The organism is Sphingobacterium sp. MYb388 (assembly GCF_037479535.1).
Lineage (GTDB): Bacteria > Bacteroidota > Bacteroidia > Sphingobacteriales > Sphingobacteriaceae > Sphingobacterium > Sphingobacterium anhuiense.
Genome location: NZ_JBBGYV010000008.1, coordinates 277367 through 297863 on the forward strand (window position 1 = coordinate 277367; position 20497 = coordinate 297863).

Annotated in this window: 16 protein-coding genes; all 16 read right to left on the minus strand. The window is 35.9% G+C overall.

What is annotated here, in order from left to right:
• Position 1: 1 nt before the first annotated feature.
• The 16 genes from WH188_RS21650 to WH188_RS21725 all read right to left on the minus strand — a co-directional run bounded on the left by WH188_RS21650 (position 2) and on the right by WH188_RS21725 (position 20419).
• Positions 2 to 448: a DUF4252 domain-containing protein gene (locus WH188_RS21650; RefSeq protein WP_021187808.1), complete on the minus strand. Its 447-nt coding sequence runs from the start codon at positions 446 to 448 to the stop codon at positions 2 to 4.
• An 85-nt stretch (positions 449 to 533) separates the two neighbouring features.
• The gene (locus tag WH188_RS21655) at positions 534 to 1007 is read right to left on the minus strand and encodes a DUF4252 domain-containing protein (RefSeq protein ID WP_021187807.1); all 474 of its coding nucleotides are present in this window, start codon (positions 1005 to 1007) and stop codon (positions 534 to 536) included.
• 5 nt (positions 1008 to 1012) lie between these two features.
• Positions 1013 to 1663 carry a hypothetical protein gene (locus WH188_RS21660; RefSeq protein WP_168128335.1) on the minus strand — a complete coding sequence of 217 codons (651 nt, stop codon included), beginning with the start codon at positions 1661 to 1663 and terminating at the stop codon, positions 1013 to 1015.
• On the minus strand, positions 1629 to 2144 hold the full coding sequence (locus WH188_RS21665) for an RNA polymerase sigma factor (protein WP_132772101.1): 516 nt from the start codon (positions 2142 to 2144) through the stop codon (positions 1629 to 1631). Before WH188_RS21665 ends, WH188_RS21660 begins: the two co-directional genes overlap by 35 nt.
• 160 nt (positions 2145 to 2304) lie before the next feature.
• Positions 2305 to 2793: a DinB family protein gene (locus tag WH188_RS21670; protein WP_132844667.1), complete on the minus strand. Its 489-nt coding sequence runs from the start codon at positions 2791 to 2793 to the stop codon at positions 2305 to 2307.
• A 53-nt stretch (positions 2794 to 2846) separates the two neighbouring features.
• Entirely contained in the window at positions 2847 to 3836 is a 990-nt protein-coding gene (locus WH188_RS21675) for a polysaccharide deacetylase family protein (RefSeq protein WP_168128334.1), read from the minus strand.
• A gap of 10 nt (positions 3837 to 3846) precedes the next feature.
• Entirely contained in the window at positions 3847 to 4737 is an 891-nt protein-coding gene (locus WH188_RS21680) for a DUF4886 domain-containing protein (protein ID WP_168128333.1), read from the minus strand.
• Positions 4738 to 4840: 103 nt separating this feature from the next.
• Positions 4841 to 6178: an MFS transporter gene (locus WH188_RS21685; RefSeq protein ID WP_168128332.1), complete on the minus strand. Its 1338-nt coding sequence runs from the start codon at positions 6176 to 6178 to the stop codon at positions 4841 to 4843.
• Positions 6179 to 6197: 19 nt separating this feature from the next.
• The gene (locus WH188_RS21690; protein WP_132772096.1) at positions 6198 to 8480 is read right to left on the minus strand and encodes a family 65 glycosyl hydrolase domain-containing protein; all 2283 of its coding nucleotides are present in this window, start codon (positions 8478 to 8480) and stop codon (positions 6198 to 6200) included.
• Positions 8481 to 8495: 15 nt separating this feature from the next.
• Positions 8496 to 9143: a beta-phosphoglucomutase gene (pgmB, locus tag WH188_RS21695; protein ID WP_021187800.1), complete on the minus strand. Its 648-nt coding sequence runs from the start codon at positions 9141 to 9143 to the stop codon at positions 8496 to 8498.
• A 3-nt stretch (positions 9144 to 9146) separates the two neighbouring features.
• Positions 9147 to 10994, minus strand: a complete 1848-nt coding sequence (locus WH188_RS21700) for a glycoside hydrolase family 13 protein (RefSeq protein WP_168128331.1) — start codon at positions 10992 to 10994, stop codon at positions 9147 to 9149.
• A gap of 49 nt (positions 10995 to 11043) precedes the next feature.
• Positions 11044 to 12018, minus strand: a complete 975-nt coding sequence (locus WH188_RS21705; RefSeq protein WP_165905965.1) for a SusF/SusE family outer membrane protein — start codon at positions 12016 to 12018, stop codon at positions 11044 to 11046.
• A 26-nt stretch (positions 12019 to 12044) separates the two neighbouring features.
• On the minus strand, positions 12045 to 13601 hold the full coding sequence (locus WH188_RS21710; protein ID WP_132772093.1) for a RagB/SusD family nutrient uptake outer membrane protein: 1557 nt from the start codon (positions 13599 to 13601) through the stop codon (positions 12045 to 12047).
• Between the two features lie 19 nt (positions 13602 to 13620).
• Positions 13621 to 16605 (minus strand): SusC/RagA family TonB-linked outer membrane protein, encoded by a 2985-nt coding sequence (locus WH188_RS21715; RefSeq protein WP_339424638.1) that lies wholly within the window; start codon positions 16603 to 16605, stop codon positions 13621 to 13623.
• A 21-nt stretch (positions 16606 to 16626) separates the two neighbouring features.
• The gene (locus tag WH188_RS21720; protein ID WP_168128329.1) at positions 16627 to 19218 is read right to left on the minus strand and encodes an alpha-amylase family glycosyl hydrolase; all 2592 of its coding nucleotides are present in this window, start codon (positions 19216 to 19218) and stop codon (positions 16627 to 16629) included.
• Between the two features lie 184 nt (positions 19219 to 19402).
• Complete coding sequence (locus WH188_RS21725; RefSeq protein ID WP_168128328.1) at positions 19403 to 20419, minus strand: LacI family DNA-binding transcriptional regulator; 1017 nt, start codon at positions 20417 to 20419, stop codon at positions 19403 to 19405.
• Positions 20420 to 20497 lie beyond the last annotated feature (78 nt).

Below are 20497 nucleotides of genomic sequence, written 5' to 3' on the forward strand. Positions count from 1 at the left end.
ACTAGTTTATTATTTTAGTTTTATTATTTTTCTTTTCGTAATACTCGATCATTTTAGATAACTCATTTAAATCCAGATCAGCCTTAATATCAACAAAAACATAGTCCTCCTCATCTGCGATCCCCAATAGCACACGCTTCACATGATCTTTCTTCATCTCTGTATTAATCGTAATTTTTGATCCTTCACTATACAAACTCATCATTTCTTCAAAATTATTTTTAGCTAGATAAGCATTAAACTTACTCATGAGATTATCTTTTTTATTTCCAGAAATTGTCATGATCTTTAACTTCTTGATTTTCCGCAAGGCCAATGCCGCAATCGCATCCTCTTCATCTAATTCTTTTATTTTACCTTTAATAAATGCTTTTGTTAAAAACATCGGTACCCTTATTGATGCAACTTCCGTATCACTTGAGAGGTCTCTCTTACTCACAAACGACATGTTTGGACTTGTTTTAACAAAACAACTTTGCAAAGTCAGACAAAAGAGTAAAAGGGCTCCTATAATTATTGAATGCTTCATAATCCTATTGTTTAGTATTGACCAATTTATTTACATCATCGTAGCTCACCTTACCATCCAGGATCATAAAAATCGTACTTCCTTCAGATTGAATGCTGAGCAATAGATTTTTAATAACATCAGTTGCTGTATCTTCTGCTAAAAATTTAATTTTATTACCTTCCGAATTAATGGTGATCAATTCTTCGTATTTCAATTTGCCAATAGCTTTTGACACATCAGATTGTACTCCTAGATCTGCCTCTTCTAAGATCAGCATCTTAATACTGTTTATTTTAGAAAGCAATGGTTTTATACTATTCACTTCATTATCGGATAATTTCATCTTATTCAGCATGCTGAACATAGGCTTACCAATTTTAATAGAAGTCACCCCTTTTCCTTCTTTATATTGCTCGAAGATCTCATCTAATTTCGATAGTTGAGCATGTGCCAAACTTGAACACAATAGCGCTAATACTAATAATATCGTTTTCATAATTTTTATAATTCAATACTTAAACATTTTATATTTTCAACTTCCTTCATTCCTTTTTTTAAGTTCGAAGAGGCAAATAGCAGTGCATTTTCAGTAATCTTTAATGCTTCCGCTTCATCTGTAATTTTTACCCCATTGACCTCTACATAAAATTCTTCTGACGCAAGTGGCTCACTTGCCAGATCTAATTCTGGCTTTAAAACTGATCGGTCACTATTGTAAGTATCGATCCTTACAACCGTTGAATTCCGTGATAGCTTTTTTTCACTTTCTTTATTCTCAACCAATGGTTTCGTTTCAATGATATCCTTTTCATGATGCTCCTTCGAGGGAATCTTAAGAGTGGCCACCTCTTCTTCTTCCACTGCTTTTTGATTAGGCAAATACCATATACCTAAACAGATGACCAAAACAGCTGCTGCGATAGACGAAAACAATGTCCATATTTTTCTCTTTTGTGGCAGATGGACAGATTGTACCTTTTCTGTAGTTGTTAAAAAAGATTCAAAATCCAACGGCATCTCCGCTTTATCCTGCTGTGATAAGACCGAAAAATACCCCTCTTCGCTTTGCTCCTTTAGTAACCTTTCTTCGGCAAGAGTCGTTTCTCCTGCTAAATATTTAGCTTCTAATTTCTTTAATTCTTCTTTCTTCATAATCAAATACTTTTGTCAAATTGACTTTTACCACATTTCGAGCTCGCGATAAATTTACGCGCACTGCATTTTCATCTATTCCGACCAAGGCAACAATGTCTGCAATTTCATATTCCTCAATATCTCTGAGATACATCACCAGTCTTTGCTTTTCAGGGAGCTGATCTATGAATTTTAAAATAAGTTCTCTAGTTAAGGAAGGATACTTTTCTTTTTGAATATCTTGATCAAGTTGTGCCATATATTTTGTTTTGACCCCCTCTCTATTTAATCTATTCAAGGCAAAGTTTTTTGTCATTCGCATCGCATAAGCTTCGATATTCGTAATTTTTAAAAGTTCACTCCTCGATTCCCATAACTTCAATAATACTTCCTGAACCAAATCAAACGCATCATCCTGATCTAGCAAAAACCTATTTGCAAAACGAAATAACCGATCCTTATGGATGAAGACTGTCGTTTTAAAGGTTTCTTGGTTCATAAATTTTAATCGCTTTTATATAGAAGACATGCAAGGGTATCGAAATATTACATACTTTTTTAAAAAAAAATAATTGGTGCTGTTATATTCTAGGAATTGTCTTCCTTATACGAAGGAACATAAAAAAACCGAAGCTTTTTAGCTTCGGTTTAAAATTAGTCTATTCATCAGCAGAAGGACCATAAAGTCCTGGTACTGGAATATTCAATAATCTCAAGTAAACAGTCAACTGACCTCTGTGATGGATCAGGTGATTGGTAATGATATAGCGCACGGCTCCAGCCTTGGGCAATCGTGCCATTTCCCAGTCACCAGCTTTTAACACCCATTCTTTTAACCAGTCCTCTTCAGGCAATTGTTCAATAGTTTCCTTATTTGCAATTAAACCTTTGATTAGAATATCTTTTAATTCGTCAATGGAATTAATTTTTAAAGGTTGATAATCAGTTTTAAAATCGAAGACATCCTTCGGAATAGCTTTAGAAACCCAATTATGCAATTCCACAACATGTGCTGCCAATGCGCCTAAACTCATCGATTTTTCGTGTGGACGCCAATCCAGATGTTCATCTGTAATGCGATCCAAAACACGACCTGTATTACTTGTCTCTCTTTCTAATTCAATCAGAAAACTCTTTTTAATACTCATAACCTTATTTTAAATACAAAAATAATTTGCTTAATCTATTTTAAAAATAAATGTTAATACTGGAAACCTTCATGCAAGTCATGTAAAATCCAGTGTTTACTCTTAATATTACTTTGTTCACTCTTCAATAATTGAATAAAATCTTGTACACCTATCTCTTCATTTCCATTGGCATGAATTAAAACGATACTGCCGTCTTTTGCATGCTGTCCCTTCGCAAGCCACGCATCTGATCCTACTGGTATCAAACCAAAACTTAATACCTGTTCAATAATTTTATTACTCGAAACAAGACCTGGAAATCTAAAAAAGACGGACGGAACTATTCCTTTAGAAAGCATCAACTTCTCATTGGCTATTACTTCATAATTTACATCAGTGCCAGTGGCTAATAAAAAATTATGATTTAAAGGATCCTTATTCACTTTATGATTATAAGTATGATTGATCCATGTTATCGTTAATAACCCTTTATTTTGTAAATTAATGAGCCATTGTAGGTCCGTTTCATGATTCAAAATCCATTTCCCCGAAAGAGAAATAGCAACTGGAAGCGAATTTTCAACACCTTTAAAAGCAACAAATAGAGTCTCAAAAACAATTTTATCTAATGGTTTATGCGATGGGCATAAATCAATAGTCAGATTAATGCCCCGCTCCTTTGGAAAGGGAAAATCAATTCCAGCATCTTGAAGCACCTGTTCATTACTTCGAACATGTTTAAAGCTCTTCATATACAAAGATGAATCAAAATATGGTACCTTCTCAATGGAAGTAACGGCTACAATTTTACAAGCATTACGATTCAACACGTATGTCTCCAATGTTATTGGATCTACTGACAACACGTAGTTCTGACCTTGGTCCTGAAAACTTCGAATACCAACATACTGCTTTCCTTTGTAAGAAACATTGGCAAAATTTACCTGATAGTCCACAATATGTTCAAAACGTTGTGCATAAATCACATCGGATGCAAGAATCACGAATAATATGACCAAATAGATGTGTCTAAATGAAAATCTTTGCCTTTTCTGTTTCATCGATAAGATATCAATAAGTCCAAAAAGTATAATCCGTGAGAAGCGTTATATTATATGGATGTATAATAGCATGATGAGCGGCTTGCTTTGCTATTTTACTTTCAACATAACTTATTGAAAGCGGTACAAACGCATTATTCCGAACATCTTCCTTAAATAGGGCTTCATACCAAACACAGGCTGCAATAAATCTACCATAATTTAAATTAAGATGATAGCCATCCCGTGTAAAATGGTCTCCGACATAAGTCGTTCTAGCATTTTGTATTGCAGTTCCACAAGGAATCAAAATTGAAAAATTCCCCCATTTATATACCTTTTCAGATGTCGATACAATAGCTTTATACATTTGCTCTTGATTGCGTTCATATAAACTAAATCCACTATGATCACTATCATGTTGATAAGCCCATGTTTGATGTAGAATATACTTAGTTTCCGGATACTTGACATGCTCCTTTACATAAGCATATAGCAAAGGTAAATCCTTTGCATAAGTGTCATATTTTCCCGATAGAGGGCTTGCCTGTTGAAAACTGATATAATCCCATGGTTCATCTAAAAGCGCAGCCGATATTTTCATATGCTCATGTACGCTCTTCGCTCCGGATTCATCTACTTTTCGATAGCTATAGGCACTACTATCTCCCAAAGCATTTTTAACATGTAGCTCCAAGGGTGCTCCTCCTATATATAAATTACCGATCACAATTTTTTTCCCCCGAGCATTTGCCAGTTCAAATAAATTGTTTTCAATAGCATCTTCTGAAAAACTATTACCAATAGCCAGTATACGAATCACCCCATCATCTAATGTCCGGTCATCAGTTTGGGCCTTTAATTTTGATAGAAAAATAAAAGAAAAAAGAAAAAGAATATAAGTAATTCGAGTGCTAAACATATGAATGCATTTATACAGATAAGCTCTAAATTAAAAAATATCTTTCAATTTGAGCAAAAAAAGCTTCTCAATAGAGAAGCTTTTTTTTTATCCATATTATATCTTAAATTTTATCTTTAATGCGCAATACAGATAATGAACCAAGTAGCATAAAGACACCTGCTAATAATATTCCGTAAACAGAATTACTATCAAAGAATATCTTGATCATATAACCTCCAAAAAAACCACAGACAATCTGAGGAAATGTGATGAAGAAATTAAAAATTCCCATATAAACCCCCATTTTTTTTGCAGGCAAACTATCACTCAAAATAGCATATGGCATTGCTAATATACTTCCCCAAGCCAGTCCTACCCCAATCATAGGAATAATTAAGAGATTGGGATCTTTAATAATAAAAATCGACATCAATCCTAGACCTCCCATAGTGAGTGAAAAAGCATGTGTCTGCTTGCGCCCAAATTTAGTTGCTATCTTAGCTAAAAACAAAGCATAGATTGCCGAAACGGCATTATAAATACCAAAAAGCACTCCTACCCAATTGGCTGCATCCATATAAAGCTTCGATTTATCCCCCCCCTTTAAATAAAAGATATGTTCTGCAATTGCGGGAGTAGTATACACCCACATCATAAAAAGTGCGAACCATGAAAAAAACTGTACGACACCCAATTGTTTCATCGTCTTTGGCATGGATCTAAAATCTGCAGCAATAGCAAATAAACCAGAATGATGCTCAACTTCAACTTGTTGAGATGCATCTTCAAAAGAAGCTAATTCTGCTGGATTATACTCCTTTGTCGATAAAACTGTCCATAAAATGGATAACAGCAATATACCTGCCCCACAATAAAAGGAATATATTACATTGAGAGGAATTACCCCTTCTGCAGCTGTTCCTTCCACTCCAAAATAATGAGTTAACACATACGGTAACCAAGATCCTATTACTGCCCCAAATCCGATAATAAAGGTTTGAACAGAAAATCCTAAACTCCGTTGTGAACTCGGTAAATTATCTGCAACCAATGCCCTAAATGGTTCCATCGTAACATTAATTGATGCATCCATAATGGTCAACATTCCCGCCCCTACTAATAACGGAGGTAAAATAGCCGTAAACAATGCAGCATTAGGCATTAATATCAGTGCGATTGCAGTTAAAATAGCACCGATCAAAAAATAAGGTTTGCGACGTCCAATTTTATTCCATGTCCGATCACTATAATAGCCTATTATGGGCTGAACAATCATTCCGGTGATCGGAGCTGCCAACCAAAAAAGTGATAAATGCTCAACATCAGCTCCAAATGTCTGGAGAATGCGCGAGGCATTACCATTTTGAAGAGCAAACCCTGTTTGGATACCCAAAAAGCCTATGCTCATATTGATAATCTGAACAGTTGACAGTTTTGGTTTATGCAGTTTTGAAATCATAATTTTATTGCTTAGCTGGTTATGCACTTGGCTTAACAGAGATTGCCTCTCCGTTAAAAATAATATTAATTTCTTGATTAGACTTATTGATCAGTTCAAAATCATGCTGTTTTATTTTTACAAATAATTTCACTCCCCTAAACTGAACATGAAAAGCATAACTTTCCCAAGTTTTAGGAATGAAAGTTTGAAAAATCAATGTATTGTTTTTCACCCGCATCCCTGCAAAACCTTCGACGATAGACATCCAGGTTCCGGCCATCGATGTGATGTGTAATCCATCTTCGGTGTCATTGTTATAATCATCCAGATCTAAACGGGCTGTTCTAAGGTAAAATTCATATGCTTTAGCCTCATTACCCAATTTTGAAGCTAAAATAGCGTGAACACAGGGTGACAGTGAACTTTCATGAACAGTTCGCGGTTCATAAAAATCATAATTCTTTCTTATCGTATCTAAATCATATTGATCTTCAAAGAAATATAAGCCTTGAAGTACATCTGCTTGTTTTATAAAACATGATCTCAAAATACGGTCCCAACTCCACTTTTGATTGATCGGTCGCTCTGTATCAGGCAAATCAGCAACTAAGACTTGCTCTTTATCTAAATAACCATCCTGTTGTAAAAATATCCCGCTTTCAGTATCGATCGGATAATATAAATGATCCATGACATGCTGCCATGCAACGGCTTCTTCTTGCTTAAAAGCAACTTTTTCAAATAAGACCTTTAGTTTGATATGATCACTATCTTTTAACGTTTGTATGGATTCCAGCGTATACTTTAAACACCAGCTAGCAATCGTATTGGTATACCAGTTATTATTGACATTGTTTTCATATTCATTAGGACCAGTAACTCCCAGTATAACATATTTATCCTTCTCCGCACTCCAGTTGACACGTTGTGCCCAGAAACGACTGATAGCGATCAATACTTCAAGCCCATAATTTTCGACATATGACCAATCACCGGTATAGCGCTGATAATTGTAGATGGCAAAAGCAATTGCGCCATTACGGTGGATCTCTTCAAAAGTAATCTCCCATTCGTTATGACACTCTTCTCCATTCATTGTAACCATAGGATATAAAGCCGCTCCATTTGAAAAACCAAGTTTTGCGGCATTCTCAATCGCCTTATCCAGATGCTGATAGCGATACAGCAATAAATTGCGGGCAATAGCCGAGGGTTGCGTAGCAAGGTAAAAAGGAACACAATAAGCCTCTGTATCCCAATAGGTCACACCACCATACTTTTCACCCGTAAATCCTTTTGGACCAATATTAAGTCTGGAATCTTCGCCAGTATAAGTTTGGTATAATTGGAATATATTAAAACGAATAGCTTGCTGTGCGGCAACATCTGCAGTGATCTCAATATCACTTTCATTCCAGAAATTTCCCCAGGCCAATGCCTGATTATGTTGTAATTCATCAAATGTTATGGCAGAAATTTTTTCGATATTTGCTTTTCCCGTCACAACTAATTCAGTTTCAGTATAATTTTGAGAAGTAACCATCGAAACACGTTTTTCTACAGAGAATATATCGCCTGGCTCTATAGAAATTGCTACACTTTCAGAAACATATGCACCTTCTTTTGAAAGTTTGGATTCCAGAGTTTTATTATTTAAAGTAAAGTTATTAAACAAATCAGCCCGGACTATGAAATCTGTTTTCTTCGTTTTCATCGTCACATTTAACTGTGAATCTGATGTACCACTTGAAATAAAATTCCAAAAATGTTCATCATAGTTACTGTCTCTATTCACGACATCTCCTTCCAAATAAGACTCCACCTGTAAAGAAGCTTTTTGATTCAGAACTTGGATAGTATATTTTAAAGATGCTGTTTCAGACTGAAAAAGATGAAATATCCGCATGCTCTTTACACGAATCTCCACACCATTTTGAAGTCTTGCGTCAAAAGATCGAACTAATAATCCATGCTTCATATCCAGTTTTCGTTGAAAACTATGTACATCACATTTTGCGAGATCCAAAACCTCACCATTCACTTCGATATGAAGACCAATCCAATTGATAGCGTTAATAACCTTCGCAAAATATTCAGGATAACCATTTTTCCACCAACCAACGCGGGTTTTATCAGGATAATAAACTCCAGCCAAATATGATCCTGGCAATGATTTACCGCTATAGTCTTCTTCAAAATTTGCTCGTTGTCCCATTCTTCCATTTCCAATAGAAAATATACTTTCTGAGACTTCATTATATGCGGGCTGAAACCCTTCTTCTATGATATTCCACTCATCGTGGACGATGTAATTTTTCATTGCAAAATCAACTAATTAATTTAAAACTTCTTCCAAACTGCTGATTGACAAATCGGTTCCATTCAAGTTTGAACCGATACCAATCACACTCATTCCTGCAGCCCTTGCAGCATCTACCCCGGCCTGCGCATCTTCAAACACCAGACATACTTCTGGAAGTAACTTAAGATCACGGGCAGCTTTTAAAAAAACCTCTGGATTAGGTTTAGAAAGACTCACACTATTACCATCAACAAGGACATCAAAAAAAGAAATCATACCCGTTTTCTCGAGGATAAGCGGTGCATTTTTACTCGCAGACCCTAATGCAACCTGATATCCATTTTTCTTTAACCAATGCAACAGTTCAAGAGATCCAGGTAGAATTTCATCTGCTTTCATTTGCTCAACTAAATCTAAATACCAGCGATTTTTCCGTTCTGCCATTTCTATTTTTTCACTTTCAGAAGCATCAACTCCAGCCCAGTTTAAAATTTTCTCTAGTGAAGCAATTCTACTTACACCTTTTAATTGTTCATTTTCAATCTCTGTAAAATCAAATCCCAATTCCTGAGCAAGTCTTTTCCAAGCTTGAAAATGAAATACCGCAGTATCCACCAAAACACCGTCGAGATCAAAAATTACTCCCTTAATTTCCTTCAAAAGGTCCAATGCACTTTTCATTTTTTATTTTTTTAATTCAAACACCACTGTTTGATGAGGTTTTAATGTAATTTCCAATGGTATTTCTTGATCGATATCTGTTAAAATATTTTTCATTCGCGTTGCTTCTTTCATACTCTCCCTAAATCTAGCTAAGGGTAATTTAACCTCCTTGTCATTACAGTTCATAAAAACAGATACTACTTGGTTTTCGTGAGATCTGAAATATGCATACACATTATGTTCCGGTACATAATGCTGTGTTGCTCCATATTGTAGCACCGTATTATTCTTACGATAATTCGCTAACTTTTTAATATGATCGAACAGTTCATTTTCTGCATCAGATCGGCCTGAAGCATTAAATTTATTAACAGTATCACCCGCAAATCCACCTTTAAAATCTTCACGTAGTAAGCCATCAGGTCTATTAAAATTCTTCATCAATACCTCTGCACCATAATACATCTGTGGTATACCACGAGATGTCAGCAACCAAGAGAATGCCGCTTTATACTTCTCTATGTCCTCTCCAACCACAGAGAAAAAACGGTCCTTGTCATGATTATCTAAAAATATTACATTCGCTAATGGATTAGGATATTGATAATCCGATCCTAAAGTTGCATACAATCTATTTGCACCATCCTTTTCATTATTCAATGCATCTGCGATAGCATAATTTAATTGAAAATCAGTGACACCATCAAGCTTCGTATCGATCGACTGGCCAACACGTTGTCCTCCTAAGAAATAAGCTTGATTCGGTACAGACTGTACCCATGTTTCACCAAAGAATGAAAACTGAGGATATTCTTTTTGAATTGCCGCTGTCCATTTAGCCATAAAATCCAAATCGTTGTATGGATAGGTATCTATACGAAAACCATCAATACCTGCATACTCAATCCACCAAATATGACTCTGTAGAATATACTTCTGAACATATTCATTTTCTTGATTCATGTCGGGCATCGTCTCTACAAACCATCCTTTTTCCATTCGCTCGCGATCTGCAACGGAAGCATAAGGATCGAAAATAGTCTGATCTTTATAAGTAGTTTGTGTAAAACTTGGCCATTCATGCAACCAGTCTTTAAAAGGCTTGTCAATTACGGTCCAATGATACAGTCCTACGTGATTCGGAACGACATCATGTACCAATTTCATATTTCGTTTGTGTAGTTCCTCCCCAAGTTTACGGTAGGTTTCATTGGTTCCCAATCGTGGATCAATATGATAGTTTTCTGTATTTGCATAACCATGATAGGAAGCCTGGGGCATATCATTGGTCAGTACTGGTGTTAACCACACAGAAGTAACTCCTAGATCAGCTAGATAATCTAGATGTTGAATAACACCATCTATATCACCACCATGACGAGCATACATGGAATCACGGTTTACCTGAATCTCCCGTAAACCTTTTATTTGATCATTCTTTGTGTTTCCATTGGCAAAGCGATCTGGCATGATTAAGTAGATCAAATCGTCGGAATGGACACCCTGAGCTTTCACAGAAGATGTTTCTCTATTTTTTAATTCATATTTATAGCTTCCTACTAGCTTATTATTTTCATAAAATTCAATTGGATAAAAGCCAGCAGTTGCGTCGGAGTCAACCGATAGATCTAGAAATAAATAATCGGAATTTTCAACCGGATTAGTTTTGACTAAGGTTAAGCCTTGCTTCTTGATTTTAACCGTACTCTTCCCAATGCCTTTTCCATAAATAATCAACTGCAAATCAGAAGATTTCATACCAACCCACCAATGCAAAGGTTCGACTCTTTGTATAGAAAATTTACCTTGAGAGAAGGCATAAGAAAGCTGAAGTAGCATAAAAACACCACTTAACAATAAACGTATCATCGTTCAAAAAAAGTTTGAAGAAATAGGGAGCCTCATGCTCCCTATTAAATTAGTTTTTAGAAATTTTTGCAGAATAACCTGAAGCTGTTCGTGACAGTTCAATATCGTATTTACCAGCAGTAGCAATTGCTATATTGGCACCATCTTGTTGTAGAGCGGATAAGTCGCCCCCGATATTCACAGCCCAATCATCGTCCATTCGGAATTTTAATTCACCCGCAACCAGGTTTACTGTTACTTTCCAGGTATATACTCCCTTGCTACCTACAAAAGTTAAATCTGTATCACTATCCCAACCTTTAGGAGTTGCACTACCGATAACCCCCCAGGTTGATTTTGACACTTCATAGGTTTGAGCTTCAGCATCCATCCGAATTCTATAAAAATCATTCGAAGAAACAGTAATATTTCCAGCATCACCGCTTTGTAATAATGTTCCGTCTGTTGCTCCTTTACCAAAAGCATCTGTCCAGTCAACATTAGTCGGTAAAAATTTAAATCCAGAACCATCTACGGTAACGTACTCATAAATCTCAAACTTAGTTTTACTTTCTTTATCGTACAAACTCATCGGAAGCGCTAAAGTTGGTTCCCAACCAGCGGCAACTGAGCCTCCAACAAGAAACATTTGTGGATTACTCTCTGTGAAAGTAATTGGTCTTGTTTTTTCAATAATCTGTCCTGAAGAATTATAACTGATTTTGAGTAAAGCCTCTCCTATCCATGATGCTTGATTAGGAATATCAAATTCTTTTGATAAAATAAATGTATTGGGATCAACAGTAATATTTTCTGTGATCAAAGCTTCGCCTGCACTTACGGGTACAATAGAGAATGTAAAATCCGTAACCTGATTAGCAATAAAACTAACTTTTAATTTTTTCCCGACTTGAATGGTCGAAACTGTACTTTCGTTAATCGACAATATTGGAACGTCCGTACCGTGCTCCACTTTCTTACAAGAGAACAAAAGGGAAGTAATACCAACAAATAAAACTAATAGTAATCGAAATATATTAGACATTTTCATAATTTCTATTCATTTAAAGATTAATAACCAGGATTTTGATCCAATTTATTATTATTAGCTCTTGCTCTTGCGGGAATAGGAAATAGACGTTTGTAAGTTTCTCCAGCATTTGCTGGTTTAAATAACTGAGCATCTTCCCATCTACCAAAACGAATCATATCTGTTCTTCTGGTCAATTCAAACGTAAATTCTAAGGCACGTTCTTTATAAATAGCGTCCAAAGTTAATGTGCTAGCCGTAAAATGTTTCTCCGGATTAACTGGGAATGCACGTTTACGGACCTGATTAGCTGCATCAACAGCTTGGGAAACACTTGCTGCTGTAGCTCCTCTTAAAACAGCTTCGGCTTTCATCAGCAACACGTCTGCTAGGCGGAATACAACCACATCATTGCCGGCATTATTACTAATCTGGTTCTTATCCGGATAGTATTTGATACAACGTGCACCTGCTAAACGTCCTCCATCATCCGCTCCTCCAATGTCAAAATCAGATCCCGGTATTAATTTATAATTATATGGATCTAAGATGACATTAAGTCCGTTATAATTCAGAGGTTGACCCGTAGAATTATACTGTTGACCATATAACCATTGTTTTTTACGATTATCCGCATTTTCAAACAAGTCAAAATAGGCCGGTTGTGCACTCCATCCATTCCACGGATTAATGCTCAATTCAAAGGTTTGACGATGTGCATAATGTAGTACACGGTTGAATAAAGTATTCCCTGTAGCACGGGAAGCATCATAAGGAATTGAAAATATTGGTTCAGGATTTGAAGCGCCATTATCAGGTTTAAATTGCGTCAAAAAATCATTTTCTAGCGCATATTTCCCCGAATTAATGACAGCATTGCTATGTTCAACCACCTTATTCCAATTTGCAGTGCCACTATAAACCTGTGCATTTAAGTACAGTTTTGCTAATAAGGTATGTGCAAACCATTTTGTTGGTCGACCATAAGTAGCTTCTGTTTTTTCTTCACTTAAATTTGCTAGATTATCTTCTAAATCTTTTACAATGAATTTATAGACTTCTGCCCGAGCTGTAGTTGCCGGTAACTCTGTTCCTGTATCAAAGCTGGTAACTAGCGGAATGTTTCCGTAAGCATCCATCATCATAAAATAATACCAAGCGCGCATGGCTTTTATTTCAGAAATTGTCTGTGCTTTTGTAGTTGATTCTGGAGCTTGTTCTAAAATACTAAGCACACGGTTACAAGTACCTATTGCATTGAAACCCCAATCCCAATTATTTTGAACAACTTCATGTGACGCTGACCAAGTATGGTAATGCATGTCCCGCCATTTTCCACCATCAAACCAATCTCCTCCTCTTGTTGGGATAATAACTTCATCAGATCCCGCTGTTTGCAGACTAAAATAATTATCAAAATAACCTCTTGCACTGGTATATACAGGCCCTGTTAAGGCGATAAATTGTTCTGGAGTCTTGGGAAATGTATCTTCTGTATATGCTGAATACATCTTATCGTCAAATTTGGTACAAGACTGTCCTGCAACCAGTAACCCGGCAAATAAGAATAAATGAATTTTACTGAATCTCTTTTTCATAACTAATTGTGAATAAGGGTTAAAAAGTTAATTTCACACCTAACAAGAAAGATCTTGTTTTCGGATAATAATTTCTATTATCAACACCAGGTGCTAAACCACCTAAACTTACCTCTGGGTCTACACCCGAATATTTGGTTATCGTAAATAAATTTTGTCCAGATACATATAACCGAGCATTTTTTAAATATTTAGATTCTTTGGTACTAAATGTATAACCCAATGTTGCATTATCTAGTCTTAAAAATGAACCATCTTCAATAAATCTGCTAGAAGCAATTAGTGGCGTTTCAAAGATGCCTTCTTCAACTGCATCTTTAGAAATATTCGTCACATTTGCTTGTTGAAGACGGCTTAAATCGGCACGGGTAGCATTAAAAATTTGATTGCCATACATACCACGTAAGAAGAAGTTTAAGTCCCAGTTTTTATATTGAAAACTATTATTCCATCCATAAGTAAATTTAGGAAGCGCCTGCCCCATGACCATATAATCATCTGGTGCCGAAATCTGATCCTGTGTGACAAGTTCACCTGTTGGTTTTTGATAAATCGTTTTCTTCGCAACTTCATCGTAGCCCATATAATTAGCAACATAGAATGTTCCTAATGCATGACCTGGTAAAACAATTGCTGCCGTTTGACCGGTCCAGCCGTCAAGACCAATACTTCCTTCATAACGCTGCGATACGCCAATATTTTCGATATTTGAAGCTAATGAACCAACCTTATTGATATTACGGGCGAAGTTGACAGTTGTATTATATGAAAAATCACTATTGCGATAAACGACGGCATTTAAAGTGATCTCAACACCTTTATTACTCATGCTTGCTCCATTAGCTAATAAACGATTGAACTGATAAGGTGGCGAAGGAACGTCGTACTCATACAATAAATCCTTAGTTTCTTTATTATAATATTCAATGGTACCTCCAAAACGCCCTCTCCATAATTCAAAATCCAATCCACCATTAAACATTGATGTACTTTCCCATTTTAAATCAGGGTTTTCATTTTGGTTAACGCCATAGGCATTCATCCAATTACCATTATATAGAAATTGACCATTTTGAGGACCGAAAATAATGATCTGTCGATATGGATCTATATTTTGATTTCCTGAAACACCATACCCCATACGTAACTTTAATTCACTAAATAAATCTTGGTCTTGCATGAAACTTTCCCTACTTATTCTCCAAGCTCCGGAAATTGAAGGAAATGTTGCCCATCTATTATTTTTTCCAAATTTTGATGAACCGTCACGACGTACAGATGCACTTAACAAATATTTTTCATCATAATTATATCCCACACGACCATAAACCGAAATCAATAAAGATTCTAAAATATAAGGATAGGTACTATAAGGATTATAACCATCTGGCAAGGTTCCTAAATTAAGGTTATTGCCTCCTAGATCGTCAGACATAAAACCGACAGAAGAAGCAACAACACCATCATTATTTTTAGTTTTCTGATACGAATAACCAGCCATTGCATCAAAAGAATGAAGATTCTTAGTGACATTATAATTAACATAAGACTCAAAAATCTTATCTATATTTTTCAAGTTTGAACGTTCAGCAAATCCTCTTCCCAATGCTTTCGAATCAAAGTCTGTACGATGCATATAGTATTTTTTATCAAATTGATTTTGCTGATACGATATCACGTTAGTCCAGGTCAATCCCTTGAAGATCGTCAGATCCGCTTTTAAACTAGCTAGCAAAGTATTGTTATTTCGCTCTTCATCGCGTTGATTTAACATGGCTACAGGATTGAAATAGTTTGTTCTTCCAGGTACTTGGAAATAACCATTATATGGTGCATAAGCAACATCATCAGAACGAACCGGTGAAGTAGGCAGATAACGAGCTGCCCCATTAAAAATCCCGTAGTCTACATGATTGGATTTGTTCATACTATTCGTAACATTAAGCGCTAATTTCAAGCGATCATCAAAAGCATTTTGATCAATTCCAACCCGCGCTACGACCCTTTCTAAATCACTTCTTTTCACAATACCTTGGTTATTAAAGTAATTTACAGAAGCATTATAGCGAGTTCCTTCAGAACCACCTGTTAGCGAGAGATTGTGATTATGAGAAACCCCAGTCCGAGTTATTTCATCTTGCCAATCAGTATCAAAACCAGTCTCAGAGGCAGCTACAGTCAAACCATTGTCTGCAACAAATTGCTTGTGCTCAGCTGCACTTAACACATTGACACGATTTGCAACTCTTTCAATAGCAGCATAACCACTATAAGATAAGACAGGCTTACCTGCTTTACCGCGTTTTGTCGTCACGAAAATAACTCCATTTGCAGCACGTGACCCATAAATTGCAGTGGACGAAGCATCTTTCATAACATCCATCGATACGATATCATCTGGTGCTACCAATTCAATGTTTGCACCGACTACCCCATCAATCACATACAATGGTGAAGAACTAGCAGTCAATGACGATGGTCCGCGCAATTGGATAGTGGATCCTGCAGTAGGGTCACCACCTGATCTATTCACCGTCAAACCTGCAACTTTACCTGCCAATAACTGGTCAGGCGAACTCACTACTCCAGTATTAAATTCCTTTGGACCGACACTTGATATAGAACCTGTAATTTGCTTTTTCTTGGCCACACCGTAACCGATCACAACTACTTCTTCTAAATCATTGGTACTTGAATTCAAGTTGAAATTCAACACATTTGCACCGGAGACAATTTGGATCGGTAAATCCATAGAACTGTAACCGATCATATTGACCGTAACAGTCGTCTTTCCTAGTGGCACTTGATTAATTGTGTACTCCCCGTTTTGATTTGTTGCTGTTGAAATTGGACTTCCTTTGATTACAATAGTAGCTCCGATCACAATTTCTCCCTTATCATCCACCACTTTACCAGAAAGTGAAGAATTTTGTGAAAAAGCAGTAATCCAAAGCATCATCAAAAGACCAAAGGTCATTACAGCACGTAATGTAAATTTGCTCATAATGTAATTGATTTTATATGTTTAGTTTATTAATTTAGTTTTACTTAAAAGGTAATATCCACCAGGCTTAATTGTAATCTGACTATTTTGATCCCAATTTAGATTCGATCGAGTCATATTATCATACCAGCTCCCCGCTAAATCTGATGTAATGTGAAACGCTCTCGTTACAATGTCAAAATTTCCGATAACAAATACAGTTTGATTTCCATCAGACATGGTATAGTATTTCAATCCATCCTGCAGTGAGGACGATAATAAAGTTGCTTTTCTAAAAATTGAATTTAATTTTTTCAACCTGATCAATTTTGCATAGTGCTCAAATAAATGCTTACGAGAAATGTTGGACAAATAATCCCATTTCAATGGTTTTTCCCCTGTTCGACCATTTTCATCTATCGAGATATCGTAACCGAATTCACCAAATTGCCAGATCATTTTTGGACCAGGACTAGTTAACAAAAACGTTGCTGCTGCTTGAATCCTATCCAAAGCATTAGCAAGATTCTTAACAGAATAAGAACCGTCAGCATAACCATATTGAGCATTCTTAAATTGGATTCTTTCTTCATCATGAGACTCCATGTAGCTCACCATATTAGCTGTCTTAAAACCATGTGATTCCGCAAATAATCTACTTAAATCCGATTTAGATCCGCTATTATAGCCCATAGTCGCTTCATTAAAATTCCCATTTAAATTATTCCACAGTAACATTCCTTCAGCAGCTAATTCTTGTTCCTCTTGATCAGAACCGAAATGTTCTAAAATGACATAGCAACTTGGATCAAGAATTTTAAGATAATCATGATAATTTTTCCAGATCGCAACCCGGCTAGCATCATAAGCAGACCAAGACCCAACGTTAGTTTCTGCAGTACCCGTATTTTTCTGTGTAAATCCTTTTGATAAATCGAAACGGAAGCCGTCTATCTTAAATTCTGTAATCCAATACTTGAGAACATCCTTCACAAAAGTTTGTGTATAAGGGTTTTCATGATTAAAGTCATATCCGACATTAAAAGGATGTCTTGGCATCATATTAAACCAAACATTGTTAGAGCTCGTCGTTTGCCCTTCAAAATACAGTTGAGCGAGAGGTGATTGTCCGAATGCATGATTAAGTACCACATCTAAGATCACCGCAATTCCTGACTGGTGAAGATTATCGATGAGACTTTTTAAATCATTTGCACGACCATAATATTTATCCACGGCTAAATGATAAGAAGGATTGTAACCCCAAGTAGAATTGGCTTCACTTTCCTGAACAGGCATCAGTTCGACGGCATTAATACCTAGACGCTTTAAATATGGAATGGAATCGCGTATCGCATTAAAATTATGCTGTTTTGAAAAATCACGTGTAAGCAATTCATAAATCACTAAATCATAAGCATTTGGTTTGTTAAAGTTTTGAACTTTCCAAGGATAGTCCGTACCATTCAATTCCAATACACTCACCTGACCTGTAGTCTGCTGTATCGGATATGCTGGCAACTCAGCGACCGAACTTCCTAAATTGCTATCATAGATTGGGTCCAATACTAACTTGCTGTAAGGATCCCCTATTCTTAACTGACCATCAATTAGAAATTGATAGGTATACTTTTTTGAAAAATCCAAATCTGCTACTGTTAACCACCATGCACTTCCATCAGGCGTCTGTTTCAAGACATACTCTGATTCTGCCTGAAAATTATTAAAACTACCTAATAGAAAAATAGTTGATTTTCCAGGAGCAGTTAACGCGAAACTCACTGTTTTCTTTTCCTTGTCGATCGTTACACCGTTCTTATTGACGCCGATAGGAAGTGCTGCAATTTCAGGCTTATCATTAACGAATATCCGTAACTTCTTCTCGTAGCTATTTCCATTAACTTCTATGCGAGCAGTAATAAGATGTACACCTAAAGTTCCAAACTTACATTTAAATGTGTGCTGCGATGAATTGCTTACAGTTTCCTGTTCAACTTCATCAATACGTAGTGAAAGTTTGCCCGCTACCGTAGAAAAAACTTCGATAGCGAGCTCTTCATTCAATAAATAAGCTTCTTTTTCCGATGTTAAAATATAAGTAGGCTGTGTGCTAGGTTTTAAAAATGAAAGATGAACTTCCCCTTTTGTAGCAACATCTACATAAATATCAGACCCATCTCTATTCCTCTGAATTTTTGTTCCTGAACCATTGCGTACTACTAACGCAATTTTAATCACGTCAGTTCCAGCAATTCCTTTAAAAACTTCACTCGGTTTTAACGTGATGCTATACCGTCCATCAGATTGACGGCTTAGCTTAAAGGCATCATCATTTTTTGTCCAATCCGTAGCAACCTCTTTCCAATCATTTTCATCTTTACTTATAGCAGTAATTAGCCCAATATGTAAAAACAATGGTCCATCTGCCGATACCAGTGCCCGATTCCCCTTATTTACATCAAACATAAATGTAATGGACTCATCCCAGTAATTAAACAGCTTATTCGTTGTGACTAAACCAATATCACTAGGAGACACTTCACTTTCTATCGCTATAGTGGCAGGATTACTTTTTTTACAACTAAAAAAAATAACCGATATACTAAAAAATATACAGATAAAATAATGTCTCATAACTCCTTACAATTGGCAATATAATTTATGGGAACGTTCCCATAATGATGCATTAAAGCATCTTGTACGCTAAAAATATACTATGAATTCAAAGCTAAAATCCCTTTACAATTGGTAATCCTATACTGGGAACGTTCCCAATATTTATCTAAGATAAAAAGCTAAAGGCTTAAATCCAAACTTTTTAATGATTTTTTTTACTAGATTTCTGAAAAATTAGAGAAGATTCCAGATAAGTTACTTCTTGATTAGAGAAGCTAATCGGTTTAGCAATCAGTTGACACAGATATTCTGTAGCAGTTTTTCCCATTTCATAAGCGGGTTGTTTAACAACACTTAATCCAGGTTCTAGAAGATCTGCAATATCTAAACATGAAAAGCAGATCAACTTTAATTCAGAAGGAATATTAATTCCTTGATCTTTGGCAACACGCATTGCCGAAATAGCCAAACGTTCAACGGAAGCAAATAAACCATCAGGTTTTTGTATTTTATATAAATTCTTAATGTCTTCCATATTACCTTCTGATTCATTCACCGTATCAAGCACCAAATTAGTATCAAAAGGAATTTTATATTTTTTCAAAGCAGCCTGATAACCCGCCATACGTACCTTACCAATAGAGACGTTTTGATTAATTACCAAATAAGCAATTCGTCTACAATCATTCTCTATTAAATGCTCTGTAGCAGCAAAACTTGCCTCAAAATCGTTTCCAGTTACATAGCTCGTATTCACATCATCATAAGTTCTATCAAAGAAAACAACCGGTATATTATTATCTTTTAGTACCTGAAGATGGCTATGATCATGGCCTTCACCAGAAGCAGACATAATAACCCCATCTACTCGTCCGTTGATCAACGATCGTATAATAGAAGCTTCTTTATCCACGCGGTGGTCTGTTACATAAATTAAGGTATGGTAATTTTTTGAACGGGCAACCAATTCAATTCCTTTAATCGCCTGACTAAAAAATTTATTTCCAAATTCAGGTATTATAATAGCGATGGTACTACTTTTATTAGCTCTTAAATTGCTCGCATACATATTAGGTGAAAATCCTAATTCATCAGCCATTTTTAAAATACGTGCTTTTGTATTGGGATTGATATCATTACCATCGCGGAAAGCCCGTGATACTGTAGACTTGGATAGACCTAAACGTTCCGCTAATTCTATAATTGTTATATGTGACATTCGTGCTGAAATAAAAGCATTTCAAATATAGAACAAATTTAGGATTTAAATGAAGCTTAAAGTAAGAATAGCTCAGGT

What these genes read in the sequence shown, in the direction of transcription:
- WH188_RS21650 (WP_021187808.1), bottom strand. Translation starts at nt 448, where the DNA reads ATGTCGTTTGTGAGTAAGAGAGACCTCTCAAGTGATACGGAAGTTGCA.
- WH188_RS21655 (WP_021187807.1), bottom strand. Translation starts at nt 1,007, where the DNA reads ATGAAAACGATATTATTAGTATTAGCGCTATTGTGTTCAAGTTTGGCA.
- WH188_RS21660 (WP_168128335.1), bottom strand. Translation starts at nt 1,663, where the DNA reads ATGAAGAAAGAAGAATTAAAGAAATTAGAAGCTAAATATTTAGCAGGA.
- WH188_RS21665 (WP_132772101.1), bottom strand. Translation starts at nt 2,144, where the DNA reads ATGAACCAAGAAACCTTTAAAACGACAGTCTTCATCCATAAGGATCGG.
- WH188_RS21670 (WP_132844667.1), bottom strand. Translation starts at nt 2,793, where the DNA reads ATGAGTATTAAAAAGAGTTTTCTGATTGAATTAGAAAGAGAGACAAGT.
- WH188_RS21675 (WP_168128334.1), bottom strand. Translation starts at nt 3,836, where the DNA reads ATGAAACAGAAAAGGCAAAGATTTTCATTTAGACACATCTATTTGGTC.
- WH188_RS21680 (WP_168128333.1), bottom strand. Translation starts at nt 4,737, where the DNA reads ATGTTTAGCACTCGAATTACTTATATTCTTTTTCTTTTTTCTTTTATT.
- WH188_RS21685 (WP_168128332.1), bottom strand. Translation starts at nt 6,178, where the DNA reads ATGATTTCAAAACTGCATAAACCAAAACTGTCAACTGTTCAGATTATC.
- WH188_RS21690 (WP_132772096.1), bottom strand. Translation starts at nt 8,480, where the DNA reads ATGAAAAATTACATCGTCCACGATGAGTGGAATATCATAGAAGAAGGG.
- pgmB (WP_021187800.1), bottom strand. Translation starts at nt 9,143, where the DNA reads ATGAAAAGTGCATTGGACCTTTTGAAGGAAATTAAGGGAGTAATTTTT.
- WH188_RS21700 (WP_168128331.1), bottom strand. Translation starts at nt 10,994, where the DNA reads ATGATACGTTTATTGTTAAGTGGTGTTTTTATGCTACTTCAGCTTTCT.
- WH188_RS21705 (WP_165905965.1), bottom strand. Translation starts at nt 12,018, where the DNA reads ATGTCTAATATATTTCGATTACTATTAGTTTTATTTGTTGGTATTACT.
- WH188_RS21710 (WP_132772093.1), bottom strand. Translation starts at nt 13,601, where the DNA reads ATGAAAAAGAGATTCAGTAAAATTCATTTATTCTTATTTGCCGGGTTA.
- WH188_RS21715 (WP_339424638.1), bottom strand. Translation starts at nt 16,605, where the DNA reads ATGAGCAAATTTACATTACGTGCTGTAATGACCTTTGGTCTTTTGATG.
- WH188_RS21720 (WP_168128329.1), bottom strand. Translation starts at nt 19,218, where the DNA reads ATGAGACATTATTTTATCTGTATATTTTTTAGTATATCGGTTATTTTT.
- WH188_RS21725 (WP_168128328.1), bottom strand. Translation starts at nt 20,419, where the DNA reads ATGTCACATATAACAATTATAGAATTAGCGGAACGTTTAGGTCTATCC.